The following is a 17,971-nucleotide window of genomic DNA, read 5'->3' on the forward strand; positions in this document are numbered from 1 at the left end:
TGGCTCACAAAGAGCCATTTTATGTTTTAAATATTTTAGTATTTAGCCGCTTCCCCTTCCTTAGGTAAAGCGTCTTGTATAAAGTCACGTAAATCGTTGTTAGAGCTTTCTAAGTCAGCGTGGCGAAGGTACATCATATGCCCACTTCTGTAGCCTTTAAAGCTCAAACGGTCTTTCATTTTACCGCTTGGGTCTAATTGCCATAACGTATATTTAGCGTCAAAGTAATTGGTTGCACCATCAAAGTATCCTGATTGAATCATCACGTTTAAGTAAGGGTTTTGCGCCATAGCTAAACGTAGATTTTCGCCCGTATTATTACCGGTTCTATCCCATGGGTGAACATTACCAAATAAATTATATTTTACATCCGTTTTATAGTTTAGCTCTTCACGCAAGTAGTGATTAATTGCAGGAGTGAAAGAGTGTAACCAAGAGGTAAGTTCAGCCCAGTAGTCTGGGGATTCACCCGCGTCTCTTTTATCCATTCCTAAATAACGAGAATCTAAGCGCCCCACAGTTTGACCGCGATCACGCAGTAGCTCTTTCCAGAAAAATTGAGTTGGAACATCTAAGTTATTTTGTTCAACAAATTTTTCTGATAAGCCAGCGTAGTGCGCCATTTTTGTAATAATTCGACGTTTTTCTTCAGCATTAATAAAGCCCCCCTTAGCAAGCGCTGGGATTAACTCGTTTACAGTAAACTCTTCAACTTCAGGTAATAACTCGTCTAGGTCTTTAGCTTGTAAATCGGCTTTAAGTGCTTTGTGATACCAAGCAGTGGCTGCAAAGTAAGGTAAGCGGTTAGCGGCTTTAATCGGACCATCGCGTTTAATACCAATATCGGTAGGGGATACTAGTACAACACCGTTTATGTACATCCATTGACTATTTTGAAGCTCATGAGCAAGACCTGACACGCGTGTTGTACCGTAGCTTTCACCTATTAAAAACTTAGGTGAGCGCCAGCGCTCAGCTCTATTTACAAAGGTATTTAACCACTCAGCAAGGTATTTAATATCGGCATTAACACCAAAAAACATTTCTTTTTGTTGGGCTTTAGAAGGAAGTTCGCCTTTTTCGTTTTCAAGTACGCGAGAATAGCCTGTATTTACAGGGTTTACATAAACAATATCGGCAATATCAAGAACAGAATATGGGTTGTCTTTTACCCCGTATGGTTGAATTGGATAGCCTTCATCATCAATTTTTAATACACGAGGCCCAGTATAAGCAAGGTGCATCCATACCGAAGCCGAACCTGGCCCGCCATTAAATGAAATAAGTAACGGGCGGGTTGTTCTGTCGTCAACTTTGTCGCGGGTGTAGTAGGTGTATTGCAGTGTAGCAACCGCTTCGCCTTTATCATCCCATACAGGTTGTGTACCTGTAGCAACAGTGTAGTTAAAACGTTGACCGTTGATTTTAGCTTTATGTTGAGTAACAACTTTGCTGTCTACATCAATACGACGTTGGTTATCGGCAAGTGTGCTTGTACTGATTATTAATGCAATAACGGTTATCGGTAAACTGATAATACGACTAAGCTTCATTAGGTGTCCTTATTATTGTTGATACACCATTAAAGACATTAATGAGCTAAATAACAAAAGTATTGAGACTAGTGGCCGATAATACTAGTTAAGTAAGTGATTAATACACTTGTAGATGCGTATTAATCACTTCTATAGTTATTTTGGGTTGGGTTTCTTTATTTAGTTAATTACAAAATTCAGGTATATTGCGGGCCTGCTTGTATTGATTTTATATACAAGCTATCACCAAAAAATCTAATGGATTACGCTTTCAAGCACATAAGTGCACTCTACACCGGATGTTTATTGATAAATGCTATTACGGTAATAGCATTGTATTTTTTGTTTTGTTACAAAATTAATTAAAGGTAAAGAGAAGCTTTATGCAAAGAGTATTAGTGGTTGAAGACAGTAAAGTCGTGCAGCAGGTACTTCGCCACTTAACGGCACAATACCTCGATGTAGCTGTCGATTTTGCTTGGTCTTTAGCTGAATGCGCGACTTATGTAGAAAAGTACGATTATACGCTTGCGTTAGTTGATTTAACTTTGCCAGATGCTCCGCACGGTGAAGTAGCAAAATATACTTTATCTAAAAAAATTCCTACCGTTGTTTTAACCTCAAAAATAGATGAGTACAAGCGCCAACAAATGCTTGAATTGGGTGTGGTTGATTATGTCATTAAAGATAACCGCGATTCTTACCATTACGCCGTTAAACTCGTTGCGCAATTACTAAGAAACCAGGGGTGTAAGGCATTAATAGCAGATGACTCATTACTAAGTCGCTCGTTAATGAAGCAAATGCTTGAAAAGCAATTGTTTGATGTAACAGATGCCCATGACGGTCAGCAAGCACTCGAAATATTAAAAGCTAATCCTGATATAAAGCTACTAATGACTGATTACGCTATGCCCTCTATGGATGGCTTTGAGCTGGTTAAAGCTGTGCGTAATTTTAGAGGCCGAGACGATTTAGCAATTATTGGTTTATCGGGCGCTGGGAAACATGGGTTATCCGCGCGATTTATTAAATACGGCGCTAATGACTTTTTAACAAAGCCATTTATGAATGAGGAGTTTCATTGTCGTGTACTTCAAACAATGGAGCAGCTGTCGTTAATTTCAGATATTAAGGAAAGTGCACATAGGGATCATTTAACAGGGCTTCATAACCGACGCTATTTTTATCAATATGCAGAAAAGCTTCTTAAAGGTAAAAATCAGAAAAATACTCTTGCATTGCTTGATATCGATTTTTTCAAAAATATTAATGATACGTTCGGCCATGAAGGCGGCGACCAGGCCTTAAAGCAGGTTGGTTCTTTAATACGATCTACATTTTCCAACTTTACGGTTGCACGCGTTGGCGGAGAAGAGTTTGCCATAATATTACCTGAAATAGAGTTAGAACGCGGTCGCGAATACTTTGAAGCATTCAGGAAAAAGATGGCTAGTTACGATTTTTCTATTAGCGATAAATCGATTAAAATTACCACGAGTATAGGCTTAGCTGACTTTCAAGACACTAGTTTAACGCAGGCAATGCGTGTTGCTGACAAAGCATTATATCAAGCTAAAAGCCAAGGCAGAAACTGTGTGGTATAACCTTTCTTAATAAAGCTAGGTACGCGATAAATATATAGAGATATACCACGCACCAATGTAGCTGACTTGTTAAATTAACGCACCTAATTGGTGCGTTTTTTTTGATCTTGAGTTTGTGTTTTGTATTAACTTGTTGTTTTTAAAAATATAAAAATAGTGGCACAAAGGTTGGATTGTTTAACCCAATAAGATAACAATAAAGAGTCCGAGGGGGCCGCTATGAAAATGATTAGTGCAATCATAAAACCATTTAAATTAGATGACGTGCGTGAAGCACTCGCTGATTTAGGAATTGAGGGGATGACAGTAGTTGATGTTAAAGGTTTTGGACGTCAACGAGGTCATACTGAGTTATATCGTGGTGCAGAATACCAAGTAGATTTTATTCCTAAGATCAAACTTGAAATTGCAACGCGTACTGAAAATTGTCAACGCGTTGTTGAAGCAATTACTAAAATTGCATCAACAGGTAAAATTGGCGACGGTAAAATTTTCGTGTACGACTTAGATCAAATTGTTCGTATCCGTACTGGCGAACTTGACGAAGAAGCAATTTAAGGGGGTCTCATGGAAAATACAATAATAGAACTAAAGTTTTCACTCGATACCTTCTATTTTTTAATATCAGGTATATTAGTAATGTGGATGGCAGCAGGTTTTGCCATGTTAGAGGCGGGCTTAGTTCGCTCTAAAAACACAGCTGAAATTTTAACTAAAAATGTCGCGCTATATTCAATTGCATGTACGATGTTTTTATTAGTTGGCTACAACATTATGTATGTAGACAATGCCGAAGGTGGTTTCATTCCTTCAATAGGCGCTTTAATTGGTACGCAAGCTGCCGATGCTGACCATTCTTTAGAATCTGACTTTTTCTTCCAAGTAGTATTTGTTGCAACCGCTATGTCGATTGTATCGGGTGCTGTTGCTGAGCGTATGAAACTGTGGGCTTTCCTAGGTTTTGCTGTAGTACTAACTGGTTTTATCTACCCTATTGAAGGTTACTGGACATGGGGTGGTGGTTTCTTATCTGAAATGGGCTTTGTTGATTTTGCAGGTTCTGCAATTGTACATGGCGCAGGCGCAGCAGCTGCATTAGCAGGTGTGTTAATTCTAGGTGCTCGTAAAGGTAAATACGGTAAGAACGGTGAAATATACCCGATTCCAGGTTCAAACTTACCACTTGCTACACTAGGTACATTTATTTTATGGATGGGTTGGTTTGGCTTTAACGGTGGTTCTCAATTACTACTTTCTGATAAAGAAAACGCAACTGCAGTAGGCCAAATATTACTTAATACTAATGCTGCCGCTGCAATGGGTGCTATTGCAGCACTGTTTGTGTGCAAAGTACTTTGGGGTAAATCAGATTTAACCATGGTATTAAATGGTGCGTTAGCTGGCTTAGTTGTTATTACAGCAGACCCTTTATCACCATCACCATTAATGGCATGTCTACTTGGTCTACTTGGTGGTGCACTTGTTATATTTAGTATCATAGCACTTGATAAAGTTAAGATTGACGATCCAGTGGGCGCTATCTCTGTTCACGGTACGTGTGGCGCATTAGGTATTATGTTAGTACCGCTAACAAATGGCGACGCAAGCTTTGTTAATCAATTAATTGGTCTAGTATGTATTCTTGCCTTTGTATTTGTAGCATCATTTATTGTTTGGACTGTGCTTAACAAAACAATGGGTATACGAGTAACCGAAGAAGAAGAACTAAACGGTATGGATCAACACGATTGTGGTATTGAAGCCTACCCAGAGTTTGTTTCTGTTCGAAATAGCTAATAGTTTATTTAAATAATAGTGTGTTTACACAAAGCCCTACTTCGGTAGGGCTTTTTTTGTTTCAGGGAGGGTTAACTTTTCGGATGTTAGGGTATGCCCAATATGCTAAGCTCACACTCGTGAATAACCCTTGGAATAAATTACACTTAAATGGCCGACAATAAAAAAACACCTACCAGTAAACCTGCAACTAAACGTGCAAGTAAATCGTCAAGCACGACAAAAAAAAGCACTTCAAAGGGCAGTAAAAAAACAGTGAAAGCTACTGTTAAACGCTCTTTTATGAGAAAAACATGGTCAGTGTTTTGGAAATTAAGCTTGGCTGTTTTTATTGCAATGGCAATGTACTTCATTTATTTAGATTCAAAAATAACACGTCAATTTGAAGGGAATAAATGGCAGCTTCCTGCGCAAGTGTATGCTCGTTCTATGGCGTTTTATCCGGGGCAATTTTTATCAAGTGAAGAGGTTGTGTTTGAACTTGAGCGTTTAAATTATTCATCTGTTAATAGACTAAGCCGAACAGGGCAATTTGTTAAAACAGCAGATAGCATTAAGATTTATCGTCGTGATTTTGAATTTTATGATGGGCTTGAAGAATCACATATTATTGAACTTCGCTTTGCAGGACAAAAAGTTGCGACTATTAAAGATAAGTTTGGCAGACGTTTAAACACCGCTCGTTTAGAGCCTGTACAAATAGCACGTATTGGTAATGACTCTAAACAAGATAGAGAATTTGTACCACTAGATAAGTTTCCAGCAATGCTAAAAGATACGCTATTGGTGGTTGAAGACCGTGATTTTTACGAACATCATGGTGTATCGGTGTTTTCTATTTTACGCGCGCTTTATTCTAATATTAAAGCGGGGCGCACCGTTCAAGGTGGCAGCACGCTTACTCAGCAATTAGCTAAAAATATTTACCTAACACGCGAGCGTTCTTTAGTACGAAAAATAAATGAGGCCTTTATTGCGCTTATTTTAGATTATCGCTATTCAAAAGATCAGATATTAGAAGCTTACTTAAATGAAGTATACCTAGGTCAGTCATATAACCAAGGTGTGCATGGAATGGGGCTTGCTGCTGATTTTTACTTTTCAAAGCCGGTAGACGAGCTTGAGTACGATCAAATTGCTTTGCTGGTGGCAATGGTTAAAGGTCCATCTTATTACAACCCACGTCGCTATAAAGAGCGTACAATGGAGCGCCGAGACTTAGTGCTTCGCCTTATGGTTGAAAACAAGCTACTTAGTACAAAAGAGTACCGTGCATCGCTTAACCGCCCAATTGATATTGCGCCTATGAAAGCCAGCTTACAAAAATCATACCCTGGGTATTTAGAGCTAGTAAACAGGGAGCTAAATAAATTACTGCCAGATCAGCACACACTTGATGCAGGCGTAAGAGTATTTACTTATTTTGATTTGCAAAAGCAAACTGCAATGGAAGAGTCTGTTGAAAAAAGCTTACCGTACCTAGAAAATCGCCCTAGAACCGAAAATCTAGAAGCGGCCATGATCTCTGTAAATGTAGAAAAGGGCGGTGTATCCGCACTTGTTGCAGGGCGCGATGTTCGTTACTCAGGGTTTAATCGTGTTTTAGATACAAAGCGTAATATCGGCTCGCTGGTAAAACCAGCTGTGTATTTAACCGCCTTGCAATTACCACATTATAATTTAGCTACTTTGCTTGATGACTCGCCAGTACAGGTTACAAATGAGCAGGGAAAAGTGTGGCAACCAGAGAACTTTGATCATCAATACCGTGGTGCAATCCCTCTTTATAAAGCATTTAGTAACAGTATTAATATTCCAGCGGTTAATTTAGGCCTCGATGTAGGTGTTGATAAGGTAGTAAATACATTAAAAGGTTTAGGTGCAACAGGGGCAATAGACGATTACCCATCGTTGCTTTTAGGAGCTGTTGAAATGTCGAGCTTTGAAGTTGCTCAGCTTTATACAACAATTGCTGCAGATGGCGAATATAAAAAGCTCACTGCAATTTCGGCATTAACTGACTCAGTTGGTAAAGTGCTTTATAAACATACAGTAAATGCAGAGCCTCGTTTTGATAAATCTGCAATGTATATGACTAAATATGCAATGAAACGCGTAACGAAAGACGGTACAGCTAAACGATTGAATTTACACTTTCCGTCAATTCAACTAGCTGGTAAAACAGGAACTAGTAACGATTTACGTGATAGTTGGTTTGCAGGCTTTGATCAAAATACAGTGACTGTTGCGTGGCTTGGCCGAGACGACAACAAAAGCACGGGTTTAACAGGCAGCGTAGGCGCATTAGAAGCGTATATTCGTTACTTAAAGCCGCTTAACCCACAAGCAATAGCTGATACTCGTCCACCTTCAATACGCTGGGCATTTGTAAATGAGCAAACGGGTAAGCAGGCACCACCAGGTTGTGGCAAGGTGATTCAGCTACCGCTTAGAGCGAGTGAGTTTGAGCCAAGACCACAATGTATTCGTTAATTTGAGATTACTTTAAACAACAAAGCCGCTTATTTAGCGGCTTTGTTGTTTAAAGTATAGTTAGCGTAATTATACCAATCCGTAATAATACTTAATCAATTTGAGGGGTTAAATCTGACGTTAACTACGTTAAAAATTTCTGATATAGAACAACTAAATAACGAAATTTTTGCCTTGTTATCGACACGATTTTCTTCCCTCAAAATAGATCACTTAATTAAGCGAATTGGTATTAAGATTTAAAAAACTGCATTGATTTGGTTAAATCATTAGATAAGCGACTTAGCTGCTGTGCATCTTGCAGCGTTGATTGGGCCGATGTTAGCGTTTGATCTGCTAAATTACTCACCTCTTGCGAATCATTCAATGCTTGTGTTGTCGCATTTGACTGCTGTTTAACACGCTCTGCAATAACTTCGCCCTGATGTTTAATATCGCCCATACTTTGCTCTGCGCTTTGCAATACATCATTAGTTTGATTGGCTGCTTTTACTGATTGCTCCATTTTTTCAACACTTGAGCGCATTTTTTGTTGAGTGTCGTCAGATGCTTGTTGTAAGGAGCTAATAATTTGGTGAATTTCTTGAGTTTGTGTTTGTGTACGCTGAGCAAGAGTTCTTACTTCATCAGCTACAACGGCAAAGCCTCGGCCATGCTCGCCAGCTCGTGCAGCTTCAATAGCGGCATTGAGTGCAAGCAAGTTTGTTTGATCGGCTATTTCACTAATGCCTTTACTAACTTTGCTAATTTCTTGGCTATCTTGCGCTAGCTTATCGAGTGCTTGTTGGCTCTCTGCAAATTCAATTTGTAGATCTTGCATATATTTAGCAAGCTCCATTGTATTGTCTGAACCTTGTTTTACATGTGCAGCAGCATCTTGCGCGGTAAGCGTTGCTTGATGGGCTGACTCTTCAACTGCAAGTGCGTTTTGAGCCATTTCGCTTAGTGCATTATAAATGGCATTTACTCGAGTTTGCTGTTTTGAAACATCATTGCTTGTTTGGCTACTCGCATGCGATAGCGATTTAGTTGCGCCGCATAGCTCTTCTGTACTTGCTTTAACATCAAATAATAAGTGTGAAAATGCATTAAGTAATGCGTTGTAGCGCGATGCAATAATACCCATTTCATCATTGGTGCTTGAATCAATCGTTGCATTTAAGTCGCCATTCGCGGCTCTATTCGCCGCATCAGCAAAGCGATTAATGGTATCAACAACCGCAAAATAAAAACCAATCATTAAATAAAATGCAAATAACAAACTAATCAATGAAGCGGCTAAAACAAGATTTCGAGTCCACTGTTGAGTTTGCAGTTTTGCTTCAATAAGGCTCTCAAGCGTTGGAATGCTCTTACTAACAAGTTGATTAATACTGCTGTGAACATTGTTTGTTAGCTTATTAAATTCTGCTTGAGTTAATAAAATATCGTCAGGCTCAAGTAGTTTTTCATCTATTGCTTTTTTAAATGCACCAACAGCACTGTGTAAATTAGTTAACGAAGGCATGAGCGCTTTATTTACTGATTTATCTGCATTGGTGGCTACATTGAGTATTTTATCGAGTTGTTTTTCGTACAAAGGAAGTGATTTACTAAAATTTGAAAGCGCTATAAAGGTATCGGGCGTAAAACGATTACTTACCAAAACAGTGTTTGCGCTTTGCGCTGTCGAGTTTATTTGCATTATAAGTGCAGGAATCGGCGTGACTAAAGAGCGGTTTACATAAGCACTGGCTAACTGGCTATCTAATGCTAGGTTTGACTGAATAGAAACAAGTTCGAGTACTTCATTTTCTTGATCGTCTTTTATATCAAAACCGAGTGAGCGAGCTATTTTTATATTTTGATTTGCTTCCCCCTGCGTTTGATTTGAAAGTATTGACCTGTAGCCTTTTAAGCCTTGTTGCTGCATTTTTGAAACAGCGATACTTTCACTTAATAATGAGACTAAAAAAAACAAACTAAGTGCAAGAGGAACGAGTAAAATTCCAAACATTAAGCTGATTTTAGTTTTGTATTTTAAATTTGCCATTAGCTGGATAGCGGGAAAAGAAAATTGGCGTAATCCTGACATAAGGCTCTCTTTTATTTTTGTAATTAGGGTAAAGGTGAATAGACCTTGTTATGCTTAATTATCATTCATTTATAGTACTTTACAAATAAAAAAAGCCCTTTCGGGCTTTTTTCAATCTTTAGTCTTAATTACATACTGTAAAAACAAGCGCTTATAAAATATAAAAAGTAATTTTAACTTAAAGTTTAGCAAACGAGCGTTCTGCTGCCGCTATTGTGTCTTTTACTTCTTGTTCAGTATGCGCAGCACATACAAAACCAGCCTCAAATGCTGATGGAGCAAGGTACACGCCTTCTTCAAGCATAAGGTGGAAAAAACGTTTGAAGCGCTCTAGGTCGCATTCAGTCGCTTGTTTGTATGTCGTTACTTTTTCAGCATCAGTAAAAAAGAATCCATACATGCCGCCAGCATAATTAGTTGTTAATGCAATGCCTGCTTTTTTAGCGCCAGCTTCAAAGCCTTCACAAATTGCTTTTGAAATAGCTTCTAACTTATCGTGTAGACCTGGCTCACATAATAGCTCAAGTGATTTTAAACCTGCAGCCATCGCAATAGGGTTGCCAGAAAGAGTACCCGCTTGGTAAACAGGGCCCACAGGCGCAATGTAATCCATTATTTCAGTTTTACCACCAAATGCGCCAACAGGCATGCCGCCGCCAATGACCTTACCTAAACACGTAAGGTCTGGTTTAATATTGTAATAAGCTTGTGCGCCGCCAAGTGCAACACGAAAGCCCGTCATTACTTCATCAAAAATAAGTACTGATTTATATTCGTCACACTCATCACGCAAACCTTCTAAAAAGCCTGGCACTGGTGGAATACAGTTCATGTTACCGGCTACTGGTTCTACAATAATACAGGCAATTTCGTCTGCGTATTTTGCAAAAATGGCTTTTACTTCATCTAGGTTATTAAACGATACCGTAAGTGTATGCTTAGCAAAGTCTTCAGGAATACCAGGAGAATTAGGCACACCCATTGTTAATGCACCAGAGCCTGCTTTAACTAATAACGAGTCAGCGTGACCGTGGTAACAACCTTCAAATTTTAATATTTTATCGCGGCCGGTAAAGCCACGTGCTAAACGAATTGCACTCATCGTTGCTTCAGTGCCTGAGCTAACCATGCGTACTTTTTCGATTGATGGAACCAGCTCTTTTACTTTTTCAGCCATTAATATTTCGGCTTCAGTTGGCGCGCCATAGCTAAGGCCATTTTCTACTGCTTCGTGTACGGCTTGTTTAATTGCAGGGTGGTTATGACCCATGATCATAGGTCCCCAAGAGCCAACATAATCAATATAACGATTACCGTCGGCATCAAATGTAAACGCGCCTTCTGCTTTTGTAATAAATAGCGGCGTACCGCCCACACCATTAAAAGCACGAACTGGCGAGTTTACGCCACCTGGAATAGAGGCTTGAGCGCGTTCAAATAAGTCTTGGCTAATTGTCATGAAAAATCCTATAAATTGTCACTTAAAGAGGGTTTAGCTGTCGCGTTTGCGGCTAAACCAAGGTACGTCCACTTCATACTTATCGACTTTATTTTCTACGCCGAGTGTTAAAGCAAACAGTGCCATACGAATTAATACGCCATTTTGTACTTGGCGGAATATTGCTAAATTGTCGTTACTGTTTAAGTCGTTATCAAGCTCGTTGGCTTCTAAGCGACTATCACGTGGTAACGGATGCATTAATACAGAGTTAGGTTTGCAATGAGCGCTGTAAATAGATTGGCTAATTCTAAAACCGCCACGATATTTATTTGCTTCTTCTTGTGAAGGAAAACGCTCTTCTTGAATACGTGTTTGGTAAACAATATCGGCTGCTAAATTACCTTCCATCTTGTTTACTAGCTCAATTTTGTGTCCTGCATTTTCTACTGCATCTAAAATGCTCGTTGGCATTTGTAGGCCATCAGGTGCGACCATCGAAAACTTTACGTTTTTATAATGGCACAATAGTTTTGATAGAGAATGCACTGTGCGACCATATTTTAAATCACCCACAAGCGCTATATGCATGCCATCAATATTTTGATCAAAACGCTGTAATTCACGCTCAATGGTTAATAAATCAAGTAATGCCTGGGTCGGGTGCTCATTTGGGCCGTCGCCGCCATTAATAACCGGCACAGTACAGCCATCAGCAAATTCACTTACTGAGCCTGCGTCAGGATGGCGCATAGCAACAGCATCGGCGTAAGCTGAAATAACGCGCGCGGTATCGTAAAGAGACTCACCTTTAGCAAGCGCTGAGCTTTGCATACCTGTAGTTTCACGTACGCCACCGCCTAGTAAGTTAAAGGCGGTACCAAAGCTAACTCGTGTACGAGTGCTTGGTTCAAAAAACAAATTAGCTAAAATAGCGCCTTTAAGCACCGTTGTTTGCTTTTGCTTTTTAGCATAAGGCTCCATTTTTTTAGCTACTGCAAAAATACGTTCAATGCAGTCTCTGTCTAGCTGATTTACAGACAGTATATGTTCGCCTTGGAAACTTAACATGGGGTAATTCCTAATCAATCAAATGGGCGCGATAATCCATAAATGGAGCACGCAATCGCGCGTGTTATAGCAAGTATTGTAAATTGCAGCGCAGTTTAACATGCGCTACAAAGCTTATAAATTAGGTTTTATTACCGCAAGTGCCACTATGATGAGCAGCGCAATAACAGGGAGCTCATTAAAAATACGGTAGAAGCGGTCTGTTTTAGTGTTTCGGTCATGTTTAAAGTTACTCAATAACTTAAAACAGTAGCCGTGGTATACGTATAAAATAATTACCAGTACAAGTTTGTAATGTAACCACATACTGTATCTAAACCAATCACGACCATATTCAACAATGGTTAATACACCAAATACAGCCGTTAAAACAGCAAATGGGGTTACGAAATAAAGTAGTCTGCGCTCCATAACTTTAAGCATAGAGTTGCATGATCTTTCTTCGCTCATTGCGTGATATACAAATAATCGTGGTAAGTAAAAAATACCGGCAAACCACGCAATCATGAAAAATATGTGGAGTGTTTTATAAATCAATAATGCGCTCATAATAATCCTTATTGCTTAAAGTAAGCTGTTACGAATGGTTAAAATATGATGAATTTGATCCCAGCGTAATAGCCCCATAATTTGTTGATTATCTAAAAGGTTATAAACATAAAGTGCGCCACTTCTTTTATCTTTTAGTATATCGAATGCATCGGCTAAGGTGGCTTGGCTGCTGATGCCCTGTAAGCTAATGTAATTTATATTTATTGCTTCGTCAGACATTAGCGTTAAATCGTATTCAGCGAGGCGATAGCCATTTTCTTCGTCAAAAACAATCAAGGGTGTTTGACTATCCATCGCATCAAGCGTGTTCTTTATTTGTTCTTTATCGTCTGAATAAAGCAATTTAAAGTCTTCATCCATATCATCCATTATTCCCACTTTTTGCAGTGCTTCTGTTGCAGGGGACACATGGTACGGCAAACCTTGAAAATCTAATTGCTGTAAAAATATGGAGCGATTTCCAAAAAATTGTAATGCAGTTACATAGGCAGTGGTTATTACTATCATCGCAGGAACAATTATTTCAGGTGATGATGTAAGCTCCATTACTGTTGTTAATGCAGCAAGTGGTGCATGCAGTGTAGCCGCTAATAACCCAGCCATACCCAAAACACCATATGTACCCGCAATATCAGTACCCGGGCTAATGTATTGGGCAAAAAAGGCCATTAATGTCCCAATTAATACGCCAAGCCCAATTACCGGACCAATTAAGCCACCGGGAATACCCAAACCAATAGCAAACAATGTGGCAAGTAGTTTAGCGATTAAAATGGTGGTAAGTAGCTTTACGTTATCAGGGGATTCAACCGCGATAGTAATTGCACTCATACCAGAGCCCATAGCATGAGGAACCGCGTAAGCTATTAAGCTGGCAATACAGCCTGCGATTAGTAAACGAGGAAACATACTTAAAGGTTTAAATGTTTTAATAATTAGCATTAAGTTTTGATTAAAGCTAAATGCTATAGCGCCCAGCGCCATACCGCATAATATTAAATAAGGGTAATGCCAGCCGCTCAATGGCGCTATGGTAATGAGGGCAAGCTCAGAGCCTTCACCAAAAACAAACTGTGTAGCTAATGCACCAGTAACAGCGGCAAGCATGATTGGCACAAATATGTGTACTTTATATTCTCGAAGTACCACTTCCATCACAAAAATAACAGCTGCAAGGGGGGTATTAAATGAAGCCGCTATACCTGCGGCAACACCACAACCACTTAAAGTACGCATGGCGTTATGCGGTAAATGTAGCTTATCTGCTAAAATACTCGCACCTGTTGCGCCCATATGAACGGAAGGCCCTTCTCGACCGACCGAAAAACCGCTAATGAGTGCAAGTGCGCCACCAACAAATTGATTAACCGTATTGTATAAAGGCATTTGCCCATAATGGCGTTTAATACGATGAATAACAAAAGGAATGCCTAAACGGTAATGTTTAAACCCAGTAAAAGCAGCAAACGTGGCTATTAGTAATGCAGCAATTAAAGGCATGAGTACACGTTCAAGTGTAGGTAGAGTAGTAAAGTCGTCAGGGGTTTCTAAAAATAAACTTTGGAAAAATAAAATAGTTAAGCGAAATAAAATAATAAAAAAAGCAGCAATTAGTCCGGCAACTACGCCCAGTAAGCATAATTGTACAGATGTTTTAGGTTTTGCCAGTCGACGTCTGAGTTGCTCAAGCCACATGCATTATTTCCTCGCCGCATTTTTCAGCAGCATTTTAGCAAAAGAGTTTAGCTAAGTCGTTGTGATTTTGAAATTTTTGTAATTTATATTAACAATTTGCAGTAAAGATTAAGACCTATTATTTATAACTAAAATTTTTAACGAACTTTTAGTTTACAAGGGTCGCTTTTAGTTTGCTTAAGTATTATTTTAGTGAGCTAACGTTTAGCCACTTTTTTACTTATTTATAGGTATAACTTAGAGTAAAGAGTTGTTTTACTATACTTGATTAAAACACTCGGGTATTAGATAATCACGCCATTGCGATATTGAGGGTTTTAGAATGTCTGAAGAATTACCAATTAAGTTCAGCGATGCAGCTGCTGTTCGCGTTAAACAGTTAATCGACGAAGAAGAAAATCCAGATTTAAAACTGCGTGTTTACGTAACAGGTGGTGGTTGTTCGGGTTTTCAATATGGTTTTACTTTTGATGAAAAAGCGAATCCTGGCGATTTAGAAATTGTAAAAAATGGTGTAACACTCGTTATCGATCCAATGAGCATTCAATATTTGGTTGACGGTGAAGTTGATTACACAGAAGGATTAGAAGGCGCACGCTTTTTTGTATCTAATCCTAATGCAACAACAACCTGTGGTTGTGGTGCAAGCTTTAGCGTTTAACAGCTAAATGCTAAATAGAGTAAAGCCGCTTTTGCGGCTTTTTTAATGCCTACAAATCGGTTGGGGCGTATTCGGTTATTTGCATTATCAATACAAAAAAGCCAAGTACAAAAGCAGAAAACGCTAAAATGTATATGAAGCCTTTTTTGCCTTGCTTAATTGGTACGCCGTTATGGTGCAAAAAAAAGTACCAACTCAGGCACAATACGATAGGTAATAAAAAAAGAAGTCTGAACATTATTCGGCCTTTTTGGTGCTAATTATTGCTTAATCATAAACATATGACGATAAATTGGAACAAAATTGTTATAAATATTCCTTTAAATATTTTATAACTAAAAATAATTTATTAATATTTTTTGAGTACTTAGGTCAGTATTCAGCGTTTATAAATATTCACTCGTGTTCATATTTGTACCGAGTATGTAATTAGTTATTTAACCAAAGTGTTAATAGTATATAATGTATCCAAGAATGAGACGGGCAAAATTTCATTCTCAATAAAAATAAATCTTTACCATATTATTAGCGTAGTGCTTTTAGCTATATTGGTGGAGTGAGTAGCAACACATGCTTTGTTAAGCAATAGCTTGCTATTGAATGTAAGTATGACTACTTACTTGCCTACAGCTATTGATAGAGACTACTGCTTTAATAGGTACGTCAAATCATCTAGTAGGAGATGTAAAATGATGGGCAAAACAGTTTCTTCTGAAGAAAATGCAAAGCTAACAAAGTGGCTTAAAAGTAAACGCCACGAAAAGGGTCATACAATGCGAAGCCTAGCACAAGTGCTTGGAACGCCTCATTCGTTTATCGGCAAGATTGAAAATCAAGAACGTCGTTTAGATGTAATTGAGTTTGTTCGTTATTGTACAGCTCTTGAAGTTGATCCACATGAAGCACTTAGCTTGCTAAAAGTAGATTAACTCAAAAATTGCTTAGTACACTTAAGGGGCACTTATAGTGCTAAGCAATATGTTAATGCAGGGATGCATTAAATATTTTGATGATAATTTCTCTCAAGCTCATACAACTTATGCCTAATCAGATATAAAAATATCAGTGAAGGTAAAACCATTAAGGCTGTTAAAACAAAAAACAGTGACCAATTCCCCATTAACCAATCATCAATGACGACACCACTGTAGCTCGAAAGTAATGTTCGTCCTAAATTTCCTAATGATGCCAGTAATGCATAGTGCGTTGCACTAAATGCTCTATCGCATAACATCGATATAAAGGCGACCATAGCCACTAACGACCATGCTTGCGTAAACCCATCAATAACAATAGCAAAGGCATATAGCCTTAAATCAGGGCCAACTAAAGCGATCCACGAAAAGGCTAAGTTTGAAGCAGCCATTGCAATGCCACTTATAAATAAACCTCTAACAATGCCATATTTTTGATTAAATAAACTACCAACAAAGGTAAATATGATTGTAAGCACCGCCGTACCTACCTTTGAGAATGTTGCTATGTCGCTATTACTAAAACCAATTTCTTTATAAAACACAATCGACATACGCCCTAAAAACGCTTCGCCTATCTTAAATAAGAAAATAAACGCAAGTAATGCCAATGCTGTTTTAACGCCGTTTTTAGTAAAAAAAGCTCTAAAGGGGTCAATAACGGTTACTGCAAGCCAGGCAACCGTTTTGGTAAGTGGCGTTTGTTTTGCTGATGAGAGCTTTTCAAGGTACACACGTTCAAGTTCGGCATGTACTGCTTCGCGGTTAGATTCAGGCTCTTTTGCAAACAGTGCTCCACTCATTAGCAGCAGCATTACAGCAGCTAAAAAGTAATAAATTTGTGGCCAGTCGAGCGAGGGGATATCGGCCATATAAAACGGAATGGCACCTAAAAGCGCATAACCTGTCCACCAACCAGACGTTGCCATAGCTGCAGCTGCTGTTACTTTGTGCGATTCTTTTTCGCTTAGTGTATCTATTCTAAATGCATCAATTGCAATGTCTTGTGTCGCAGAAGCAATGGCGATTAATAAACAAATTGCAGCAACAATTGCCAGATTAGCTTTTAAATCAAGGCCAGCTAGTAGCAGGGTGCCAATAAAAATAAAGCTTTGGCAAAATAGTATCCAACTGCGGCGTTGGCCTAGCCATTTATATAAAACAGGGAGTTTTGTACGGTCAATGATTGGCGACCATAAAAAGTTGATACTGTAGGCGCCAAATACAATGCCAAATAGGCCAATCATACTGCGGCTTAGCCCTTCATCCTTTAACCAAGCCGACATAACAGAGCCAATTAGTACCCACGGAAAACCGCTACTCATACCAAATATAAAAATATGGATTAAGCGTTTGTCTTTAAAGTAAGAAAAATATTCGCTAATAGAGAGTGATTTGCTCATAGGGCCTTCATTGGCTTAGATGCAGAGCAGCTAAGCTGCTCTTAAAAAATTACAGTGGGACTTGCTCAAGCATTTTTATGTTTAAAATAACCACTGGTTTTACAGGTACAAAATCGTAACCAATTTTTTCATTAAAGCCCGTTTCTACAGCCATAATTTTGTCTAGTGTTTCGTAGCCTTCCATCACATTACCAAAAACAGCAAAACCCCAATCTTTACCTGGGTTTAAGTGATCGTTGTTATCCATATTAAAAAAGAACTGACGAGTACCAGAGTGAGGCTCACGGTCCTGATACGCCATAGCAATGCTATACATATCGTTTTTCATACCGTTACCGCTTTCATTAAAAATAGGGTCATTTTCGTGTAGGCCGTCGTAATCTTTATCGTAGCCACCACCTTGAATAACAAAGTCGCGCTCGTTTTCTACATCACGTTCAATACGGTGAAAAACACTACCTTGATAGCTTTTATCTGACACGTAAGTTAAAAAGTTATTGACTGTGATAGGGGCTCTTGAACGATCAAGTTCAACCACTATGCTACCCATAGTCGTTACAATTTCGACGCGTGGAAAAATATTATCCTTTTGCACAAAGCGGCCTTCTTGGGCTGCTAAGCTACTTACACTAAAGAATAGGCCTAAGCAGATTAAAAAAAGTCGTTTCATA

The 17,971-nt window shown here is 38.8% G+C and carries 15 protein-coding genes; 6 read left to right on the plus strand and 9 right to left on the minus strand.

Annotated elements, in window-relative coordinates; translation table 11 throughout:
• Positions 1-35 precede the first annotated feature (35 nt).
• Positions 36-1,553 (minus strand): S10 family peptidase, encoded by a 1,518-nt coding sequence (locus I6E80_RS08995; RefSeq protein ID WP_197185382.1) that lies wholly within the window; start codon positions 1,551-1,553, stop codon positions 36-38.
• 365 nt (positions 1,554-1,918) lie between these two features.
• Here I6E80_RS08995 and I6E80_RS09000 point away from each other — a divergent pair, with 365 nt between their 5' ends.
• The 4 genes from I6E80_RS09000 to mrcB all read left to right on the plus strand — a co-directional run bounded on the left by I6E80_RS09000 (position 1,919) and on the right by mrcB (position 7,432).
• On the plus strand, positions 1,919-3,142 hold the full coding sequence (locus tag I6E80_RS09000; protein ID WP_024598298.1) for a response regulator: 1,224 nt from the start codon (positions 1,919-1,921) through the stop codon (positions 3,140-3,142).
• A gap of 219 nt (positions 3,143-3,361) precedes the next feature.
• Positions 3,362-3,700: a P-II family nitrogen regulator gene (locus I6E80_RS09005; protein WP_004587162.1), complete on the plus strand. Its 339-nt coding sequence runs from the start codon at positions 3,362-3,364 to the stop codon at positions 3,698-3,700.
• Positions 3,701-3,709: 9 nt separating this feature from the next.
• Complete coding sequence (locus I6E80_RS09010; protein ID WP_024598297.1) at positions 3,710-4,939, plus strand: ammonium transporter; 1,230 nt, start codon at positions 3,710-3,712, stop codon at positions 4,937-4,939.
• Positions 4,940-5,089: 150 nt separating this feature from the next.
• The gene (gene mrcB / locus I6E80_RS09015; protein WP_197185383.1) at positions 5,090-7,432 is read left to right on the plus strand and encodes a penicillin-binding protein 1B; all 2,343 of its coding nucleotides are present in this window, start codon (positions 5,090-5,092) and stop codon (positions 7,430-7,432) included.
• A 232-nt stretch (positions 7,433-7,664) separates the two neighbouring features.
• On the opposite strand, the gene I6E80_RS09020 is transcribed toward mrcB, so the two are convergent.
• The 5 genes from I6E80_RS09020 to I6E80_RS09040 all read right to left on the minus strand — a co-directional run bounded on the left by I6E80_RS09020 (position 7,665) and on the right by I6E80_RS09040 (position 14,262).
• On the minus strand, positions 7,665-9,506 hold the full coding sequence (locus tag I6E80_RS09020; protein ID WP_197185384.1) for a methyl-accepting chemotaxis protein: 1,842 nt from the start codon (positions 9,504-9,506) through the stop codon (positions 7,665-7,667).
• 178 nt (positions 9,507-9,684) lie between these two features.
• Entirely contained in the window at positions 9,685-10,965 is a 1,281-nt protein-coding gene (hemL, locus tag I6E80_RS09025) for a glutamate-1-semialdehyde 2,1-aminomutase (RefSeq protein ID WP_197185385.1), read from the minus strand.
• 33 nt (positions 10,966-10,998) lie between these two features.
• Entirely contained in the window at positions 10,999-12,015 is a 1,017-nt protein-coding gene (locus I6E80_RS09030) for an aspartate carbamoyltransferase (RefSeq protein ID WP_076925159.1), read from the minus strand.
• A gap of 114 nt (positions 12,016-12,129) precedes the next feature.
• Positions 12,130-12,564, minus strand: a complete 435-nt coding sequence (locus I6E80_RS09035; RefSeq protein WP_197185386.1) for a CopD family protein — start codon at positions 12,562-12,564, stop codon at positions 12,130-12,132.
• Positions 12,565-12,579: 15 nt separating this feature from the next.
• Complete coding sequence (locus tag I6E80_RS09040) at positions 12,580-14,262, minus strand: chloride channel protein (protein WP_076925158.1); 1,683 nt, start codon at positions 14,260-14,262, stop codon at positions 12,580-12,582.
• A gap of 322 nt (positions 14,263-14,584) precedes the next feature.
• Between I6E80_RS09040 and erpA the strand changes: the two genes are divergently transcribed.
• Entirely contained in the window at positions 14,585-14,923 is a 339-nt protein-coding gene (erpA, locus tag I6E80_RS09045; RefSeq protein ID WP_002958911.1) for an iron-sulfur cluster insertion protein ErpA, read from the plus strand.
• Positions 14,924-14,972: 49 nt separating this feature from the next.
• Here the strand turns inward: erpA and I6E80_RS09050 are convergent, their stop codons facing one another.
• Positions 14,973-15,161: a hypothetical protein gene (locus I6E80_RS09050; protein ID WP_024598292.1), complete on the minus strand. Its 189-nt coding sequence runs from the start codon at positions 15,159-15,161 to the stop codon at positions 14,973-14,975.
• A gap of 451 nt (positions 15,162-15,612) precedes the next feature.
• Between I6E80_RS09050 and I6E80_RS09055 the strand changes: the two genes are divergently transcribed.
• On the plus strand, positions 15,613-15,852 hold the full coding sequence (locus I6E80_RS09055) for a helix-turn-helix domain-containing protein (protein WP_007584874.1): 240 nt from the start codon (positions 15,613-15,615) through the stop codon (positions 15,850-15,852).
• A 68-nt stretch (positions 15,853-15,920) separates the two neighbouring features.
• Here the strand turns inward: I6E80_RS09055 and I6E80_RS09060 are convergent, their stop codons facing one another.
• Positions 15,921-17,300 (minus strand): MFS transporter, encoded by a 1,380-nt coding sequence (locus I6E80_RS09060; RefSeq protein ID WP_197185387.1) that lies wholly within the window; start codon positions 17,298-17,300, stop codon positions 15,921-15,923.
• A 49-nt stretch (positions 17,301-17,349) separates the two neighbouring features.
• Positions 17,350-17,970, minus strand: coding sequence for a peptidylprolyl isomerase (locus tag I6E80_RS09065; RefSeq protein ID WP_024598289.1), 621 nt, complete (start codon positions 17,968-17,970; stop codon positions 17,350-17,352).
• Between the last annotated feature and the right edge of the window lies 1 nt (position 17,971).

The organism is Pseudoalteromonas sp. NSLLW218 (assembly GCF_015864775.1).
In the GTDB taxonomy this organism is placed as follows: Bacteria; Pseudomonadota; Gammaproteobacteria; order Enterobacterales; family Alteromonadaceae; genus Pseudoalteromonas.

What these genes read in the sequence shown, in the direction of transcription:
- I6E80_RS08995 (WP_197185382.1), bottom strand. Translation starts at nt 1,553, where the DNA reads ATGAAGCTTAGTCGTATTATCAGTTTACCGATAACCGTTATTGCATTA.
- I6E80_RS09000 (WP_024598298.1), top strand. Translation starts at nt 1,919, where the DNA reads ATGCAAAGAGTATTAGTGGTTGAAGACAGTAAAGTCGTGCAGCAGGTA.
- I6E80_RS09005 (WP_004587162.1), top strand. Translation starts at nt 3,362, where the DNA reads ATGAAAATGATTAGTGCAATCATAAAACCATTTAAATTAGATGACGTG.
- I6E80_RS09010 (WP_024598297.1), top strand. Translation starts at nt 3,710, where the DNA reads ATGGAAAATACAATAATAGAACTAAAGTTTTCACTCGATACCTTCTAT.
- mrcB (WP_197185383.1), top strand. Translation starts at nt 5,090, where the DNA reads ATGGCCGACAATAAAAAAACACCTACCAGTAAACCTGCAACTAAACGT.
- I6E80_RS09020 (WP_197185384.1), bottom strand. Translation starts at nt 9,506, where the DNA reads ATGTCAGGATTACGCCAATTTTCTTTTCCCGCTATCCAGCTAATGGCA.
- hemL (WP_197185385.1), bottom strand. Translation starts at nt 10,965, where the DNA reads ATGACAATTAGCCAAGACTTATTTGAACGCGCTCAAGCCTCTATTCCA.
- I6E80_RS09030 (WP_076925159.1), bottom strand. Translation starts at nt 12,015, where the DNA reads ATGTTAAGTTTCCAAGGCGAACATATACTGTCTGTAAATCAGCTAGAC.
- I6E80_RS09035 (WP_197185386.1), bottom strand. Translation starts at nt 12,564, where the DNA reads ATGAGCGCATTATTGATTTATAAAACACTCCACATATTTTTCATGATT.
- I6E80_RS09040 (WP_076925158.1), bottom strand. Translation starts at nt 14,262, where the DNA reads ATGTGGCTTGAGCAACTCAGACGTCGACTGGCAAAACCTAAAACATCT.
- erpA (WP_002958911.1), top strand. Translation starts at nt 14,585, where the DNA reads ATGTCTGAAGAATTACCAATTAAGTTCAGCGATGCAGCTGCTGTTCGC.
- I6E80_RS09050 (WP_024598292.1), bottom strand. Translation starts at nt 15,161, where the DNA reads ATGTTCAGACTTCTTTTTTTATTACCTATCGTATTGTGCCTGAGTTGG.
- I6E80_RS09055 (WP_007584874.1), top strand. Translation starts at nt 15,613, where the DNA reads ATGATGGGCAAAACAGTTTCTTCTGAAGAAAATGCAAAGCTAACAAAG.
- I6E80_RS09060 (WP_197185387.1), bottom strand. Translation starts at nt 17,300, where the DNA reads ATGAGCAAATCACTCTCTATTAGCGAATATTTTTCTTACTTTAAAGAC.
- I6E80_RS09065 (WP_024598289.1), bottom strand. Translation starts at nt 17,970, where the DNA reads ATGAAACGACTTTTTTTAATCTGCTTAGGCCTATTCTTTAGTGTAAGT.